This is a genomic window from Stenotrophomonas sp. B1-1 (assembly GCF_010894375.1).
GTDB lineage: Bacteria > Pseudomonadota > Gammaproteobacteria > Xanthomonadales > Xanthomonadaceae > Stenotrophomonas.
The window spans coordinates 58,614-72,598 of record NZ_JAAIUZ010000023.1 but is presented as its reverse complement, the minus strand read 5'-3'; the positions used below and the strand labels follow the sequence as shown (position 1 = coordinate 72,598).

The 13,985-nt window shown below is 67.1% G+C and carries 9 protein-coding genes; 6 read left to right on the top strand and 3 right to left on the bottom strand.

Features of this window, described 5'->3' with window-relative positions; all coding sequences use genetic code 11:
- Nucleotides 1-30 precede the first annotated feature (30 nt).
- Both G4G00_RS16805 and G4G00_RS16800 read right to left on the bottom strand, forming a co-directional pair.
- Complete coding sequence (locus tag G4G00_RS16805; RefSeq protein WP_108751702.1) at nucleotides 31-3,213, bottom strand: TonB-dependent receptor; 3,183 nt, start codon at nucleotides 3,211-3,213, stop codon at nucleotides 31-33.
- 224 nt (nucleotides 3,214-3,437) lie between these two features.
- Entirely contained in the window at nucleotides 3,438-6,218 is a 2,781-nt protein-coding gene (locus G4G00_RS16800; RefSeq protein WP_164275156.1) for a TonB-dependent receptor, read from the bottom strand.
- A 285-nt stretch (nucleotides 6,219-6,503) separates the two neighbouring features.
- On the opposite strand from G4G00_RS16800, the gene G4G00_RS16795 reads away from it, so the two are divergent.
- Together G4G00_RS16795 and eda are read left to right on the top strand one after the other, a co-directional pair.
- Entirely contained in the window at nucleotides 6,504-7,523 is a 1,020-nt protein-coding gene (locus G4G00_RS16795; RefSeq protein ID WP_108751700.1) for a sugar kinase, read from the top strand.
- Nucleotides 7,510-8,148 carry a bifunctional 4-hydroxy-2-oxoglutarate aldolase/2-dehydro-3-deoxy-phosphogluconate aldolase gene (eda, locus tag G4G00_RS16790; RefSeq protein ID WP_108751699.1) on the top strand — a complete coding sequence of 213 codons (639 nt, stop codon included), beginning with the start codon at nucleotides 7,510-7,512 and terminating at the stop codon, nucleotides 8,146-8,148. The genes G4G00_RS16795 and eda overlap by 14 nt, the downstream gene beginning before the upstream one ends.
- 125 nt (nucleotides 8,149-8,273) lie before the next feature.
- Here the strand turns inward: eda and G4G00_RS16785 are convergent, their stop codons facing one another.
- Nucleotides 8,274-10,148, bottom strand: a complete 1,875-nt coding sequence (locus G4G00_RS16785) for a sigma-54-dependent Fis family transcriptional regulator (RefSeq protein WP_240336174.1) — start codon at nucleotides 10,146-10,148, stop codon at nucleotides 8,274-8,276.
- 225 nt (nucleotides 10,149-10,373) lie between these two features.
- On the opposite strand from G4G00_RS16785, the gene adh reads away from it, so the two are divergent.
- The 4 genes from adh (at nucleotide 10,374) to G4G00_RS16765 (ending at nucleotide 13,920) form a co-directional block, all read left to right on the top strand.
- The gene (gene adh / locus G4G00_RS16780) at nucleotides 10,374-11,903 is read left to right on the top strand and encodes an aldehyde dehydrogenase (RefSeq protein WP_164275151.1); all 1,530 of its coding nucleotides are present in this window, start codon (nucleotides 10,374-10,376) and stop codon (nucleotides 11,901-11,903) included.
- 74 nt (nucleotides 11,904-11,977) lie between these two features.
- Nucleotides 11,978-13,006: an alcohol dehydrogenase AdhP gene (gene adhP, locus G4G00_RS16775; protein ID WP_164275148.1), complete on the top strand. Its 1,029-nt coding sequence runs from the start codon at nucleotides 11,978-11,980 to the stop codon at nucleotides 13,004-13,006.
- Nucleotides 13,007-13,122: 116 nt separating this feature from the next.
- The gene (locus G4G00_RS16770; RefSeq protein WP_108751695.1) at nucleotides 13,123-13,500 is read left to right on the top strand and encodes a DUF779 domain-containing protein; all 378 of its coding nucleotides are present in this window, start codon (nucleotides 13,123-13,125) and stop codon (nucleotides 13,498-13,500) included.
- 24 nt (nucleotides 13,501-13,524) lie between these two features.
- On the top strand, nucleotides 13,525-13,920 hold the full coding sequence (locus G4G00_RS16765; RefSeq protein ID WP_108754974.1) for a hypothetical protein: 396 nt from the start codon (nucleotides 13,525-13,527) through the stop codon (nucleotides 13,918-13,920).
- The last annotated feature ends 65 nt before the right edge of the window (nucleotides 13,921-13,985 follow it).

The following is a 13,985-nucleotide window of genomic DNA, read 5'->3' as shown; positions in this document are numbered from 1 at the left end:
GTGCAGCGGTACGGCAGGGCAGGCAGGGGCTCAGAACTTGTAGCGCAGCCCCAGGTAGTACTGGCGACCGGTATGGGTGTAGCGGTCGGGCAGGGACAGGGCCGAGTCCACGTAACGCTCATCGGCGCTGTCCAGCAGGTTGATCGCCTCGAAGCTGACGGTCAGCTGCTTGTTGAACTTCCAGGACATGTTGAAATCCACGTTCTCCACGCTGTACTTGCCGGTCACATCGGCCGTGGCGTACTGGTTGCCGTCCAGGTCCCACACGTTTTCCTGGGTCAGGATCTGGTTGATGTAGGCGTCGCGGTAGCTGGTGGAAACACGCGCACTGAAGCGCCCGTCGTCGTAGTACAGGGTGGCGTTGTACGAGTTCGGCGACAGGTTCAGCAGGTCGTTCTCGGTGTAGGTGGTGACGATGGTGTCGCCGCTGCCGGAACTGAAGAGGTATTTGATCTTCGAATCCACGTGGGTGTAGTTCAGCTGGATGCCGAAGTTCTTCCAGAAGCCCGGCAGGAAGCTGAAGGGCTGCTGGTAGGTCAGCTCGTAGCCCTTCAACGGGCCGCCCGGCGTGTTGAAGTAGCTCTGCACGTTGAACAGCGAGTTCGGACTGAAGCCGGCCGGCAGCAGGTCCAGCGAATAGCCCATGTCCTGCCAGGTGGTCAGCAGGCGGGTGCGCTGCACGTAGGTCTCGATGTCCTTGTAGAACACCGCCGCCGACAGCAGCGCGCCTTCCTGGAAGTACCACTCCGCGCTCAGGTCGTAGTTGGTGGAGCGGAACGGATCGAGCTTGGGGTTGCCCAGGTTGATCGAGTAGTAGCGGTCTTCATCGACGAAGGCGGTTGGGCCACCGCTGACGCTGGGCGACAGGTTGGACAGGGTGGGCCGGGCCATGGTCTTGGCCGCGCCGAAGCGCAGCACGAAGGTGTCGGTCAGGTCCCACGCCAGGTTCAGCGACGGCAGCCAGTCGTCGTAGCGGTGGGCGACGGTGGTGCCGACCAGCAGGCGCTCGCCGGCATCGGCGGTGGCGCTGGCCACGCCCAGGAACGGCTCGCATTGCGACGACAGGTCGTTGCTGTTGGCGGCCTGGCACGGCGCATAGCCACTGGCATCGATCTGCGTGCGCACGTAGCGCAGGCCCAGGTTGCCGCGGAACGGCCGGTCCCACAATTCGGTGTTGAAATCGAGCTGCAGGTAGCTGGCGTAGCTCTTCTCGGTCACGTCGAAGTTGTTGTTCGATGCGCCATAGTGGCCCACGCCGGCCAGCCGGTAGTCGCCGCCCAGGGTGCCGGTGTTGCAGTTGCAGTAGATATCCAGCAGTTCGGCGATGCGGCTGAAATCGGGAATCAACCACCCGTTCGGCGTGTTGCCGTCCAGGCCCTTGCCGAAGCCGTCCAGGGTGGTGGACAGATCGCCCACGCCCACGCCGCTGGGCAGCGCCTGCGACATGCGCCCGTAGCTGATGTTGCGGTATTCCTGCGTGCTCATGCCGTAGTCCTTGTAGGCCAGGCCGCCGCGCAGGGTGAAGGTGGGCGAGATGTTGAAGGTCAGGTCGACCTTGGCGGTGTCGAAGCTGTTGTCGACGTACTGCGGGTTCAGCCGCACTTCGCTGATGTTGCCGCCGCGCGCGGTGCCGTTGGCATTCACCGGTGCAGTGCCATAGCCCAGCCACTGCCACGATGCGGCATCGCCCAGCGCGAACGGGAAGGTCATCGAGGGCATGCTGGCGCCGTTGCGCATGTCCAGCACGAAGCCATCCAGGTTGCTGTTGTCGAAGCTGACCATGGAGAACACGGGACGTTCGAAGCTGGACGAGGAATGGCCGACCAGCGCGTCCAGGCGCACCGCGTCGTTGAAGCGGTGCTCGAAGTTCAGGCTGGCCTGCTTGAACTCGGTGGTCTCTTCGATCGAGGTCGATTCGGTGCGGAAATCCACGTTGTCGAACACGCCGTAGACCAGGCGGTTCTGCGCATCCACCTGCGCCTCGCGCACGGCGATCTGGGTCTTGCCGCCGTACTGCGCGGTGCGGTGCAGGTTGGCGCCCAGCGAATCCTCGCGCTGGTCCTTGTCCAGGCGGGAATACATCAGGTCCAGGTTCAACAGGCTGTCGGGGCTGAAGCGGAACTGCAGCGCGCCGGTCACGCCCAGCCGTTCGATCTCGTGTTCGGTGCGTACGTAGCGCGGGTAGCGGGGAATCCACGCATTGGTCGCGGTCTCGTAGGCGGCGATGTTTTCTGCCGTGGCCGCCGGCCGGTCGATGCCGGTGCCGCAGTGGGTGGCATCGATGCCGTAGCTGCCCCAGCCGTTGTTGCGCGCCTGGTTGGCGGCGCTGCCCACGCCCTGCGCGGTTTCATTGCTGGCCGGGTTGCGCGGCGTCTGCGGGTCGTAGCCCACCGGGCTGCAGAAACCGTAGGTGCCGTTGTTGGCAGCGGTGGACTGGTTGGAGTTGCGGTAGTTGCCGTGCTCCCAACGAACCGGGTTGTAGCCCTCCTCGAAGATGGTGCGCTTGCTCCACGCCACTGACATCAGGGCACCGAAGCGGCCATCGGCCCAGGTGTTGCTCAGCAGCGCAGACACGCGCGGGTCCTTGCTGCGCGACAGTTCGTTGAAGCCGTACTGGCCGTTGAGCGAGGCCTGGAAGCCCTCGAAATCGAACGGTCGCGAGGCGCGCAGATCGACGGTCGCACCCAGCGAGCCTTCATCCATCTGCGCCGACTGGGTCTTGTTCACCTTGACCCGGCTGAACAGTTCCGAGGCGAAGGTATTGAAGTCGAAGCCACGGCTGCGGTTCACCCCGGTGGTGCCGCTGCCGGCGGTGGACAGGGCTTCCAGGCCATTGATGCGCACGCGGGTGAAGTCCGACCCCAGGCCACGCACGGAAATCTGCTGGCCTTCGCCGCCTTCGCGGTCGATCGATACGCCGGCAATGCGCTGCATCGATTCGGCCAGGTTCAGATCGGGGAATTTGCCGATGTCCTCGGCGTAGATCGCATCGACCTGCTCGACGCTGTAGCGCTTCTCGTCCAGCGACTGCTGCAGGCTTTCGCGGTAGGTGGCCTTTACTTCCACCTTGTCCAGGTCGACCGCATCGGGTGCGGACGCAGCCGCTTCCGGGGTCTGCTGGGCATAGGCAGCCTGGCACAGCACCAGGCCGATCGACAGGGCAAGCACGGCGCGCGGCGCGCGGCCGCGATGAAGCGCGAGCGACGAATCCATCTGAAATCCCCTCCCAGGGTGTCCTCAAGCGTTGCAGGTGCGTTGCTGCGTTCGTGCCGGCCTCCTCCGGCACGACGCGGGTGCAACGACGTGCTGACACCGCGGGTCATGCGTGAACGTAACAAAGCACATGGGACGCGGCATCTTGCGCCGCAGCAGTGCGCCGCAGCGGTATGTCGTTGCACGGGAATGCGGCGGCGTGCGCACACGCCGCCGCGGCTGCATCAGAACTTGTAGCGCACGCCCAGCAGATACTGGCGGCCGGTTTCGGTGTACTGCAGCGGCAGCTGACCGGTGGTGGGCGAGTACACCCACTCGTCGGATGCTTCGTTGGTCAGGTTGATGCCTTCCAGGCTCAGTTCCAGCTGGTCGCTGATGCGGTAGCGGATCGAAGCATCCAGCACGGTGGTGCCGGTCATGCCGTGGTAGCCATCCAGGTTGAAGCCGGTTTCCTGGCCCGGTGCCTGGGTCAGGTAATCGCTGCGGTTGGTGGCCGACACGCGCCCGGACCAGACCTCGCCTTCGTAGAACAGCGTGGCGTTCCAGGCGTTCTTCGAGGTACCGGTCAGCTGGTTCTTCATCACCGCCACGCCGTTGCCGTTCACGTACTGGATGCTGGTGTCGACCCAGGTGTAGTTCAGCTGCACGCCCAGGTTCGACCACTTGCCGGGCAGGAAGGTGAAGGGCTGGGTGTAGTTGGCTTCCACGCCGTACAGCTCGCCACCGGGGGTGTTCAGCGGAATGCTGAAGGTGAAGTCATCGTTGACCGATGCACCGGTGCCTTCCAGCAGGCTGGCCGGCAGGCCGCTGGTGGAATACGGGCGCACTTCGCGGGTGGTCTGCACGAACGATTCGATGTCCTTGTAGAACAGGCCGATGCCGGCCATCGCGCCTTCGTTGAAGTACCACTCGAAGCTCATGTCCACGTTGGTGGCGCGGAACGGATCCAGGTTCGGGTTGCCGCCGGCCACGGTGCGCGCACCGCCGGCCACGGCCACGGTCACGCCGGGGGTCAGGTTGCCCAGGCCCGGTCGGCTCATCACCTTGGCCGCGCCCAGGCGGATCAGGAAGTCCGGGGTGATCTCGGCCACCAGGTTGAACGAGGGCAGGGTGTCGTTGTACTTGCGGTTGGTGGTGGCCGGCACCAGCACGCCGCCCACGGTGGCCGCGCCACTGGAGGTCTGTTCGGTCTGCACGTAGCGCACGCCGAAGTTGCCCGACAGCGGAATGCTGCCCAGATCGGTGGAGAACTCACCCATCAGCCAGACGCCACGGTCCTTCTCTTCCACGCTGCGGCTGTTGTTGGCACGCGGTGCCAGTGCGAACGTGCCGGTATTGCTGTAGATGTCCAGCGCGTCGGCCACGGCATCCAGGTTCGGCACCACCCAGCTCGACGGCGAACCGGAGATGCCCTTCAGCCCGGCCTGGCTGGTCAGGTCCACCGGCACGATGCGCGAACCGTTGGCGAAGGTCGGTACCGCGCCTTCGCTGTTGCGGCGCAGCTCCAGCGTGTCGAAGGTGTAGTTCTTGGCCAGCACGCCGCCCTTCAGGCGGAAGCCGAGGCTGATGTTCCAGTTGAAGTTGACTTCGGCGGTGTCGAAGTCGTTGTCCACGTACTGCGGGCGCAGGCGGATCTCGGCCAGCTCCCAGCCATTGGGGTTGGTCGGGTCGATGCCGTAGTTCAGTACCGGCGCACGGCTGTTGCCACGGTAGTCGTAGCTGTAACCGTCCACATCGTACTTGTCCATGATGATGGTGGTCTGCACCGGGTTCTCGTGCTTGGAACGCGAGACGCCCAGCTTGCCGTTCAACGAGAACGCATCGTTGAAGCGATGATCGAAGTTCAGGCTGGCCTGCTTGAACTCGGTGCTCCATTCGTCGTGGCGGTTCTCGCTGCGGATATCGACGTTGTCGAATTCGCCGTAGACCAGCGCGTTGTTGCGGATCTCGCCGTTGCGCACCACCATCACCGGCTTGCCGTCGCGGTCGGGGCGGCGGTTGGCACCGGTGGCGGCATCGCGGTTGCGGCTGAACGAGATCGCTTCGATGTAGTGCTCGTCGCGCGTGGCGTCGATCTTCGAATACAGCGTATCCAGCGATATTTCAGTGCGATCGGTCGGCTTCCACTGCAGCGAACCGGTCACGCCCAGGCGCTTCTGTTCGTGTTCCATCTGCACGTAGCGCGGGAAGCGCGGGTGGTACACATCGGCACTGCGCGCGGCCGGGAACAGCGGGCTGGCGGCGAACCCACCGTTGCTGGTGCCGTTGGCCCAGCGCCCGGTGTTGGAGCCTTCTTCCAGCGCCTGGCGTTCGGAATAGGCCACCGACAGCAGCGCGCCGAAGGTGCCGTCGGCGAAGGTGTTGGCGATCAGCGCGGCCATGCGCGGGTCGGCCTTTTCAGCCATGGCGTTGAAGCCGGCCTGGCCGCTGGCCGCGAAGGTGAAGCCGTCGTAGTCGAACGGGCGCGCGGTGCGCAGGTCCACCGTGGCGCCCAGCGACCCTTCCTCGACATCGGCCGAGGCGGTCTTGCGCACGATCATCTGCGAGAACAGATCCGAGGCGAACACATTGAAGTCGAAGCCACGGCCACGGTTGGTGCCGCCGCTCTGGTCGCCGGCGCCCACCGTGGTCAGCGCTTCCATGCCGTTCAAGCGCACGCGGGTGAAATCCGGGCCCAGGCCGCGCACCGAAATGTTGCGGCCTTCGCCGGCTTCGCGGGTGATGACCACGCCGGGAATGCGCTGCAGCGATTCGGCCAGGTTCAGGTCGGGGAACTTGCCCACATCCTCGGCCACGATGGCGTCGACCACGCCGGATTCGCTGCGCTTGATGTCCAGCGCCTTTTCCACGCTGGCGCGGTAGCCGGTGACGTTCACCGTGTCCAGGTTGGTGGCGGCGGGCGCTTCGCTCTGCTGTTGGGCGGCGGCGCCTGCCGACAGTGCCAGGCCGACGGCCATGGCCAGCAAGGTAACCGGTGTCTTTTTTGCGTGGTTCCGAGAATGCATGCCTTTCCCCTCTCCCAAAGGTCTGGTCTCGCGAGTGTTTCAGCGGAATGACACCGCTGGTCAAGGCGGACGGTAACAGCACCTCCCGGTTCCGGCATCTTGCACCGCAACAGATCTGCAATGTCTCCAAGACGCTTGCGGGACAATGCTTCCGACAGTTTGCTAGGCTGTGCGGACGGCGGGTCGGATCTACAATGACACCGATAGCCAACCGCCACGCGGGTGCGTGGTGCGATTCCACGCCGTGCAGCCGTACGTGCTGGCGGCCAGCGTAAGGGAGCGGAAATGGGTCGTGTCGTGTGTTTCGGGGAACTGCTGCTGCGGATGGGAGCACCAGGTCGCGAGCTGCTGCTGCAGTCGCCGCAGTTGCAGGTGCATGTGGGCGGTGCGGAAGCGAACGTGGGTGTCTCGTTGTCCTGCTTCGGACATGAGGTGGCCATGGTCAGCACCGTGGCCGGCAATGCGCTGGGCGCGCACGTGCTGGGCGAACTGCGCCGCCATGGCGTGGACACGCGCGGCGTACGCCAGGACCCGGATGGGCGCATGGGCCTGTACTTCCTGACCACCGGTGCGGTGCAGCGGGCCAGCGAAGTGGTCTACGACCGTGCCGATTCGGCCTTCGCCCGCAGTACTGCCGCCGACTACGACTGGCCGGCACTGCTGCAGGGCGCGCAGTGGCTGCACCTGTCCGGGGTCAGCCCGGCGCTGGGCCCGGACGTGGCGCAGGCCACGCTGGAAGCAGCGCGTGCAGCGCGCGCCCTGGGCGTGCGCGTGTCCTTCGACGGCAACTTCCGGCCCAAGCTGTGGCAGCGCTGGGGCGGCGATGCGCAGGCGATCCTGCACCAGCTGTTCGCGCAGGCCGACATCGTGTTCGCCGACTACCGCGACATCGAGGTGATCCTCGGCCAGCGGTTCGAGCAGGCCGATGTGGTGGCCAAGGTGGAAGCCGCAGCGGCGGCCGCCTTTGCCGCCTTCCCGCACCTGCAGTGGATGGCCTGCACCCAGCGCCAGGCGATCAGCGTGGACCACCACGCACTGGGCGCGCTGCTGCTGGGCCGCGATGGCACCCGCGCTCAGGCGCCGGTACGCCAGCTGCAGGGCATCGTCGACCGCATCGGCGGTGGCGACGCCTTCGCCGCCGGCATTCTGCATGGCATCCTGTCCGGTCTGGATGCCGAGGCCACCGTGCGCTTCGGCCTGGCGGCCGGCGGACTGAAGCATTCGATCCCCGGCGATTTCAACCCTGTCAGCGAAGCTGACGTGCTGGCCCTGGTGGGCGAGGAGCGATTCGATGTCCGGCGCTGATCCGCGCGTACGTGCGGTACTGAAACTGGCCCCGGTGATCCCGGTGTTCACTCCCGATGACGTGGACGATGCGGTGCAGGTGGCACAGGCCCTGTTCCGTGGCGGCCTGCCGGTGATCGAGGTGACCCTGCGCACGCCGCGCGCGCTGGAGGCGATCAAGGCGATGGTCGAGGCCGTGCCCGATGCCGTGGTCGGCGCTGGCACGGTGATGACGCCGGCGCAGATGCAGGCCGCGAAGGCCGCCGGTGCGCGCTTCGCGGTGTCGCCCGGCGCAACGCCCACCCTGTATGCCGCCGCCCGCGATGCCGACCTTCCGTACCTGCCGGGCGTGGCCACCGGTTCGGAGCTGATCGTGGGTCTTGAGCACGGGCTGGACACCTTCAAGTTCTTCCCGGCGGTGCAGGCCGGTGGCGCGGCGTTGTTGTCGGCCTGGCACGGCCCGTTCGCCGATGTGCGCTTCTGCCCGACCGGCGGCATCAGCGTGCAGACCGCACCGCAGTTCCTGCACCTGCCCAACGTGCTGTGCGTGGGCGGTTCGTGGCTGACCACCGCCGCCCTGGTGCAGGCGCGCGACTGGCAGGGCATCGAAGACCTGGCACGCCAGGCCTCGGTACTGGCCAGCTGACGGCCACCGCCGTTGGTAGAGTCGAGCTTGCTCGACTGGCCTTTCGCGGCATTTCGCGTAGAGCAGTCGAGCAAGCTCGACTCTACGGACCGGGTTCGTCGCGCAAGCCCGGCATTGCCCCGCGTTCAACCGCCGCGCGGTGCGCCCAGCCGCCGGTACAGCGTGCTGCGGCTGATTCCCAGCCGCTTGGCCGCTGCGCTTACATTGCCCTCGCACGCGGCCAGCGCCTGGCGCATCGCCGCTTCGGCAATCTCCCCCAGTGCTGCGGTGGACGCCAGTACCGGTGGCACGGTGTCCGCCGCACCGTTGCGCACGACATCAGGCAGCAGTTCCGGGCCTGCCGGCTGGCCTGGCCCTGCCAACGCCACCAGGGTGCGCAGGCAGGCGCTGAGCTGGCGCAGGTTGCCCGGCCAGGCACAGGCCGCCAGCGCGGCACGGGTGGCAGCGGGCAACGCCTGGTCGTGGCCCAGCTGCTGCCACAGCGCATCGACCACCGCGCCACGATCGGGATGCTGGCGCAGCGGTGCCAGGGTCACCACGTGGTCGGCGATGCGGTAGTACAGATCCGCGCGGAAGCGCCCGGCGGCCACCGCCTGCGGCAGGTCGCAGTGGCTGGCGCAGACCAGGGCGAAATCCAGCTTCACCGGCTTGCCGCCGCCCAGCGGCGACAGCTCGCGTTCCTGCAGCACGCGCAGCAACCGGGGCTGCAGCGCCAGCGGCATGTCACCGATCTCATCCAGGAACAGCACACCGCCTTCGGCCTGGCGCAGCAGCCCGGTGCTGCCGTGGCGGCGCGCGCCGGTGAACGCGCCTTCTTCGTAACCGAACAGCTCCGATTCGATCAGGCCCTCGGGCAATGCAGCGCAGTTCACCGCAACGAACGGCCGCCCCGCGCGTGCGCTGCGCGCATGCAGTTCACGTGCGAATACTTCCTTGCCGGTTCCGGTTTCACCCTGCAGCAGCACCGGCAGGCCCGCCTGCAGGACCCGCCCGGCCGCGTCGAGCTGCGCCTGCTGGGCGGCATCGAACAACGGCCCGCGCGGAACCGCTGCGACCACCGGCGGCGCCTGCGGCAGGCGCTGCGCGGGGGCGCCCTGCGCGCGCCGCGTACCGCGCGGCTGGCGCAGCCCGTAGAGGCGGCGGCCCTGGCGATCCAGCAGCACGCCATCGTCGGCCAGCCGTGACAGCGGTTGCTCGAACAAGGCTTCGTACGGCGTTCTTCCGATGTCATGGCGCTCCAGCCCGAACAGGGCCAGGCCGGCACGGTTGGCCGCGACCAGGCGCCCGCCGCGGAAGCCCAGCACGCCCTCCCGCGCGCTGCCCAGCAGCACCGGTTGGTGGTGCAGGCGCAACAGCTCGCAGTCGGGCAGCCCATCGGCAAAACCACGGTGCTCGATCTGGGCCACCGCCTGCCGCACCAGGGCCAGTGCGTGCAGGTGGGGCAGGCGCGCGTCGCCGGATACGTCCAGCACCCCCAGGCATTGGCCGTGCGGGTCCATGATCGGTACCGCCGAGCAGGTGAGGATGCCGTGCGGGGCGAAGTAGTGTTCGCCACCGCGTACCTGCAGCGCACGGCCTTCCACCAGCGCGGTGCCGATCGCGTTGGTGCCCACGCTGGTTTCGTCCCAGCGCACGCCCGGCATCAGCGCGACACGGCCAGCCTTGTCCAGGAAGCCGGTGCTGCCTTCGGCATCCAGGATCCAGCCATCCTCGTCGGTCAGCAGCACGATGCTGCCGCTGTGGGTCATCTCCGCCGCCAAGCCTTCCAGTTCGGGCCGGGCCTGCCGCCACAACCGTTCGCGGCGCTGCCGCAGCTCGCGCAGGCGGCCATCGGTCAGCGGTTCGGCATTGGGTTGCGCGTCCACCAGCAGGCCATGACGCTGGCAGCGCTGCCACGAGTGCAGGATGGCGTCGGGCACCGCGCCCACCGGCGCCGCACCGCGTTCGAAGAAACTGCGCCGGGCACTGCCCAGGCGCGGGTCGGGAGCAAGCGGGGACACCGACAGCCTCCTGTGTCGCATTCTGCGACAGTTGTTTCAGGACCTGTTCCGATTAACAGCACATCGCGCGCCAGCCCGCAAGGAAGGCCGCTGCTGCAGCGCCGCAGCCGCGCGTCTCAGGCGCAGGCGGGGCAGCGCAGGACCTCGTGACGCGCCGCAGCACGCCACAGTTGGCACCGTCCTTGCGCCAGCACGGGCACTACGCCAACCCGTTGGGAGCCCCGCATGAACGCCGTAACGTCCACCCGTCCGCATGCCACCGACCCGCGTTCGATCTTCAAGCCGCGCTACGGCAACTACATCGGCGGCGACTGGGTTGCCCCGCGCAGCGGCCAGTACTTCGACAACACCTCGCCGGTGAACGGCCAGGTGTTCACCGAAGTGGCCCGCTCCAATGCCGACGATGTTGAAGCCGCGCTGGACGCGGCCCACGCCGCCCGGGAGGGCTGGGGCCGCACTCCGGTGGCCCAGCGCTCGCTGGTGCTGAACCGCATTGCCGACCGCATCGAGCAGAACCTGGAACTGCTGGCCCATGCCGAAACCTGGGACAACGGCAAGCCGATCCGCGAGACGCTCAACGCCGACCTGCCGCTCATGGTCGATCACTTCCGCTACTTCGCCGGTGCCCTGCGCGCGCAGGAAGGCAGCCTGTCCGAGATCGATGCGGACACCGTGGCCTACCACTTCCATGAACCGCTCGGCGTGGTCGGGCAGATCATTCCGTGGAACTTCCCGCTGCTGATGGCGGCGTGGAAGCTGGCCCCGGCGCTGGCCGCCGGCAACTGCGTGGTGCTCAAGCCCGCCGAGCAGACCCCGGCCTCGATCCTGGTGCTGATGGAAGTGATCGGCGATCTGTTGCCGCCGGGCGTGCTGAACGTGGTCAACGGCTTCGGCCTGGAAGCGGGCAAGCCGCTGGCCAGCAACCCGCGCATCGCCAAGATCGCCTTCACCGGTGAAACCACCACCGGCCGACTGATCATGCAGTACGCCAGCCAGAACCTGATTCCCGTCACCCTGGAGCTGGGCGGCAAGTCGCCCAACATCTTCTTCGCCGATGTGATGGCCGAAGACGATGACTTCCTCGACAAGGCGGTGGAAGGCTTCGTGATGTTCGCGCTCAACCAGGGCGAGGTCTGTACCTGCCCCTCGCGTGCACTGGTGCAGGAATCGATCTACGAGAAGTTCATCGAACGCGTGCTGGCGCGCGTGGCGGCGATCGTCCAGGGTGACCCGCTGGACCCGAACACGATGATCGGCGCGCAGGCATCGAGCGAGCAGCTGGAAAAGATCCTGTCCTACATCGACATCGGCCGCCAGGAGGGCGCTGAAGTGCTGATCGGCGGCGAGCGCAACACGCTGCAGGGTGAGCTGGCCGGCGGCTTCTACGTGAAGCCCACTGTGTTCAAGGGCCACAACCGCATGCGCATCTTCCAGGAAGAAATCTTCGGGCCGGTGGTGGCGGTGACCACCTTCAAGACCGAGGAAGAGGCCCTGCAGATCGCCAACGACACGCTGTACGGCCTGGGGGCGGGCGTGTGGAGCCGCGATGCGGCGCGCCTGTACCGGGTCGGGCGCGCGATCCAGGCCGGGCGGGTGTGGACCAACTGCTACCACGCCTATCCCGCGCACGCGGCCTTCGGCGGCTACAAGCAGTCGGGCATCGGCCGCGAAAACCACAAGATGATGCTCGACCACTACCAGCAGACCAAGAACCTGCTGGTGAGCTACGCGCCGAAGAAGCTGGGTTTCTTCTGAAGTTTGATCGTGATCAAGGCGCCGGTTCGCCGCCGGCGCCATTCTGTCCGCAAGCGCACTACGGAGATCCATGCATGAACAGAACCATGAAGGCCGCCGTTGTCCGTGAGTTCGGCAAGCCGCTGGTCATCGAAGAAGTGGTGGTACCGCGCCCGGGGGCGGGCGAGGTACTGGTCAAGATCGAGGCCTGTGGCGTCTGCCATACCGACCTGCACGCCGCCGAGGGCGACTGGCCGGTGAAACCGAACCCGCCGTTCATCCCCGGCCACGAGGGCGTGGGGCACGTCGTGGCCGTGGGCGGCGGGGTCGGCCACATCAAGGAAGGTGACCGGGTCGGCATCCCCTGGTTGTACTCGGCGTGTGGCCATTGCGAACACTGCCTGGGCGGCTGGGAAACGCTGTGCGAAACACAGCGCAACACCGGCTACTCGGTCAACGGCGGCTTCGCCGAGTACGCACTGGCCGATGCCAACTATGTCGGCCTGCTTCCCAAGGAAGTGGGCTTCGTGGAGATCGCACCGGTGCTGTGCGCCGGGGTGACCGTCTACAAGGGCCTGAAAGTGACCGACACCAAGCCCGGCGACTGGGTGGTGATTTCCGGCGTCGGCGGCCTGGGCCACATGGCCGTGCAGTACGCACGCGCCATGGGCCTGAACGTAGCGGCCGTGGACGTGGACGATGCCAAGCTGAAGCTTGCCGAGCGCCTGGGCGCGCAGGTGACGGTGAATGCGCGCACCACCGATCCGGCCGCGTTCCTGAAGAAGGAAATCGGCGGCGCGCACGGTGCACTGGTCACCGCGGTGTCGCCCAAGGCGTTCGAGCAGGCGCTGGGCATGGTCCGCCGCGGCGGCACGGTGTCGTTGAACGGGCTGCCGCCGGGCAACTTCCCCCTGGATATCTTCGGCATGGTGCTCAACGGGGTGACCGTGCGCGGTTCCATCGTCGGCACCCGCCTGGACCTGCAGGAATCGCTGCTGTTCGCTGCCGAGGGCAAGGTGGCGGCGACGGTCAGCACCGACCGCCTGGAGAACGTCAACGACGTGTTCGCGCGCATGCACGCGGGCACCATTGAAGGCCGCGTGGTGCTGGACTTCGCCGCCTGACCCTCCCGCGCACGGCTGCCGCGCCCGTCCCCCTCTCCCACGGGCGCGGCAGGCGTGCAAAGGGGTCGGATCCCTCTGCCACTGGCAGAGGGCTCTGACCCTCGAACGAGGCCACCATGAACGACCTTCCGCCACAGGTCACCGCCACCCTGGCCGCACTGCAGCTGATCGAGCGGCTGCACGCGCGCCACGGCCCGCTGCTGTTCCATCAATCCGGTGGCTGCTGCGATGGCTCTTCGCCGATGTGCTTCGCGCAGGGCGATTTCATCGTGGGCGACCGTGACGTCTGCCTGGGTGAGATCGGCGGCGCGCCGTTCCACATCAGCCCCTCGCAGTTCGAATACTGGAAGCACACACAGCTGATCATCGACGTGGTGCCCGGGCGGGGCGGCATGTTTTCGCTGGAAAACGGCGAGGGCGTGCGCTTCCTGGTGCGCTCGCGCTTGTTCAGCGATGAAGAGTTCGCCGCCTTGCAGGCCGCCAGCAAGGCATGACCCGGCGCGCCGTACAATGTGTGCATGCCTGCCCTGCTCAAAACCATCTTCCTGTCCATCGTCGCCCTGATCGGTGCGCTGCTTGCCCTGGCTCTGGTCAGCAGCGCCGGTGGCTGGCTGCCGTCGTTGTTCGGCCTGCACCCGGGCAGTGAAGCGCAGCTGGGCTGGGACCTGGCCTTCAGCGTGCTGGGCGGCATCGCCGCCATTGCCTTCGCGACCTACTACGCGCCGTGCTGGCCGCGCGCGCATGGCACCTCGGTGTGGCTGCTGCTGGTGCTCGGTGCCGGTTACGGTCTGTGGCTGATGGGCGGCGATTTCCCACGCTGGTTCGCGGTTTCCCTGCTGCTGTCACTGCCGGTGCAACTGCTGCTGGGCTGGTGGTTCGGGCGCCGCCCCTCGCGCAGCGCAACACAGGCTTAACAATTCCCCCCTAGGCTCGGTGCCCGCCGAACGTCGGCAACGCGGCGCAGGGGCCTGCACCCACG

Coding starts and splice junctions, on each gene's coding strand:
- G4G00_RS16805 (WP_108751702.1), bottom strand. CDS start 3,213: ATGGATTCGTCGCTCGCGCTTCATCGCGGCCGCGCGCCGCGCGCCGTG.
- G4G00_RS16800 (WP_164275156.1), bottom strand. CDS start 6,218: ATGCATTCTCGGAACCACGCAAAAAAGACACCGGTTACCTTGCTGGCC.
- G4G00_RS16795 (WP_108751700.1), top strand. CDS start 6,504: ATGGGTCGTGTCGTGTGTTTCGGGGAACTGCTGCTGCGGATGGGAGCA.
- eda (WP_108751699.1), top strand. CDS start 7,510: ATGTCCGGCGCTGATCCGCGCGTACGTGCGGTACTGAAACTGGCCCCG.
- adh (WP_164275151.1), top strand. CDS start 10,374: ATGAACGCCGTAACGTCCACCCGTCCGCATGCCACCGACCCGCGTTCG.
- adhP (WP_164275148.1), top strand. CDS start 11,978: ATGAACAGAACCATGAAGGCCGCCGTTGTCCGTGAGTTCGGCAAGCCG.
- G4G00_RS16770 (WP_108751695.1), top strand. CDS start 13,123: ATGAACGACCTTCCGCCACAGGTCACCGCCACCCTGGCCGCACTGCAG.
- G4G00_RS16765 (WP_108754974.1), top strand. CDS start 13,525: ATGCCTGCCCTGCTCAAAACCATCTTCCTGTCCATCGTCGCCCTGATC.